At 35.4% G+C, this 2,292-nt stretch carries 3 protein-coding genes; all 3 read right to left on the reverse strand.

Annotation, left to right across the window (positions count from 1 at the left end):
* The coding region (gene feoB, locus Q0E71_RS06690; protein ID WP_294797243.1) for a ferrous iron transport protein B at positions 1–1,592 on the reverse strand (1,592 nt) is incomplete at its 3' end.
* A 71-nt stretch (positions 1,593–1,663) separates the two neighbouring features.
* Positions 1,664–1,885, reverse strand: coding sequence for a ferrous iron transport protein A (locus Q0E71_RS06695; protein ID WP_294797245.1), 222 nt, complete (start codon positions 1,883–1,885; stop codon positions 1,664–1,666).
* Between the two features lies 1 nt (position 1,886).
* Complete coding sequence (locus tag Q0E71_RS06700; RefSeq protein WP_294797247.1) at positions 1,887–2,105, reverse strand: ferrous iron transport protein A; 219 nt, start codon at positions 2,103–2,105, stop codon at positions 1,887–1,889.
* Between the last annotated feature and the right edge of the window lie 187 nt (positions 2,106–2,292).

The following is a 2,292-nucleotide window of genomic DNA, read 5'->3' on the forward strand; positions in this document are numbered from 1 at the left end:
AGTCTAAAGTTAAAACTTTGTAAGAACCATAATACAAAGCAAGCAAGCAATATTACAGTTCCGGCTTTGATGATAAATGATTTGCCTTTCTCCCACATATGAATAATAACATTCTTAAGTGTTGGTATTCTGTATGGAGGAAGTTCCATAACGAATGGAGCAGGGTCGCCTTTGAATCTATTAGTACGTTTTAAAATTATGCCCGCAATAATAACAGCAAATATTGCTATTACATAAATTAATGGAGCTATCCAAGATGCGCCTTTAAACATAAGAGTTATAAACATCGCAAATATTGGTAATTTTGCTCCGCAAGGGATGAATGGTGTAAGTAGTATAGTCATACGTCTGTCAGCATCGGCTTCGATAGTTCTAGTAGCCATAACGCCGGGGATTGAACAGCCCGTACCTATAAGCATAGGGATAAAGCTCTTACCAGATAGGCCAAACTTTCTAAATAATTTGTCCATGATGAAGGCAACTCTTGCCATATATCCTGAGTCTTCTAAAAGTGAAAGGAAGAAGAATAACATCATTAATTGTGGAACAAATGTGAAAATCGATCCTATTGGCTGAACTATACCATCGTTTACAAGTGAAACAACTATATCTGAGGCGCCTAGTTCTGGAAGTTTTGTTGTTAGGAAGTCACCGATTTTACCAAAAACGCCTTCGATAAAGCCTATGCAATAGTCACCAAGTGTTGATATCGAAACATAATATATAAACCACATAATAGCTAAAAATATAGGTATTGCCAAGAATCTGTTTGTAACAATCTTGTCAATCTTATCAGACATGCTAAGTTTTTTGTTTTTTGGTTTTTCAATGATAGAGCTTATGTCTGATTGTATGTTTTTATATCTTTCTGTTGTGATGATAGATTCGCTGTCATCATCAAGCTTTTCTTCAGCTTCTTTTATAATCTCTTCAATCTTAATGCGAGCAGAGCTCGAAATATTTGTCTTTGCTAATACTTTTTCATCTCTTTCAAAAACTTTTATTACAGTGTATCTGTCTTTTTCATAGTCAAGAGATGCTTCAGCGGCTACAAGCTTAAGAGCACTTTCAACGTCCTCGTCGAAATATTCTCTCTTAGGAAGCTTATTAGCCCTACCAATCTCAATCGCTTTTGAAATAAGATCTTTAAGACCATCGCCTTTCACTGCTGCTGTTGGGATGATATCAACACCAAGCTTATCCTCAAGTGCTTTGATGTCAATATTTGTTTGACCCTTCTTAATCATGTCCATCATGTTAAGAGCAATTACAGTTGGCACGTTCATCTCCAAAACTTGACTTGTTAAGTATAAATTTCTTTCAAGGTTAGTTGCGTCAACTATGTTAATGATAACGTCAGGCGCCTCTTCCTTGATGTAGTCTCTAGTTATAACCTCTTCCAAAGTATAAGGAGATAATGAATAAATACCTGGAAGGTCAACAACTTCAACATCTTTGTGTTTTAATAATTTTCCGGTTTTCTTTTCTACGGTTACCCCTGGCCAGTTACCAACATATTGATAAGCGCCAGTTAGGTCGTTAAACATTGTGGTTTTACCGCAGTTAGGATTACCTACTAATGCAATTTTCAAATTACTACCTCCATAAATATAATTAATTAGCCACGGATAATTAGATATGGCTAACTTTTTAAGTAAAAAAATTATTCCACTACTATGTCTTTTGCTTCGCTCGCTCTGATAGAAAGTTCATATCCACGCACTTCAAGCTCCATCGGATCGCCTAGTGGAGCGACTTTAACAAGGGTAACTTCAACTCCTTTAGTTATACCCATGTCCATGATGTGTCTTTTAACAGCAGATTCACCGCAAAGTTTCGTTACTTTAGCAGTTTCACCTATCTTTAAGTCTGCAATAGTCCTCATTTTACACCTCGCTAACTTCTATTTTTGAAGCAAGCTTAACGTCCAAAGCAAGTCTTGCATCAAATAATTTTACAATAAGTCCACCATCAGTTTTTTGAAGTATTGTAATAGGTGCATCAACAACAAAACCCAAATTCTTTAATCTTGTTAGCACCTCGTCATTACCCTTTATTCGGCTTATCTTGTATAAAATATTTTCGCTTGCCATAATCAAAGGCATACAATCTCTTCCTCTCTGATAAATGTCGTGTTAGTCCATGCTAACGAGTATATTATACACCGCTAACTCCTCCTTGTCAATAGTTTTTTTATAAATATTTTGATTTTTTGTGAAATACTTATAAAATATATCTATAGTAATAGCCCTAAGTATAAACTTTGCCAATGGCTGGAGATAAAAAAGAGAC

It is taken from the genome of uncultured Fenollaria sp., assembly GCF_934202865.1.
GTDB lineage: Bacteria > Bacillota > Clostridia > Tissierellales > Peptoniphilaceae > Fenollaria.

What these genes read in the sequence shown, in the direction of transcription:
- Q0E71_RS06695 (WP_294797245.1), bottom strand. Translation starts at nt 1,885, where the DNA reads ATGAGGACTATTGCAGACTTAAAGATAGGTGAAACTGCTAAAGTAACG.
- Q0E71_RS06700 (WP_294797247.1), bottom strand. Translation starts at nt 2,105, where the DNA reads ATGCCTTTGATTATGGCAAGCGAAAATATTTTATACAAGATAAGCCGA.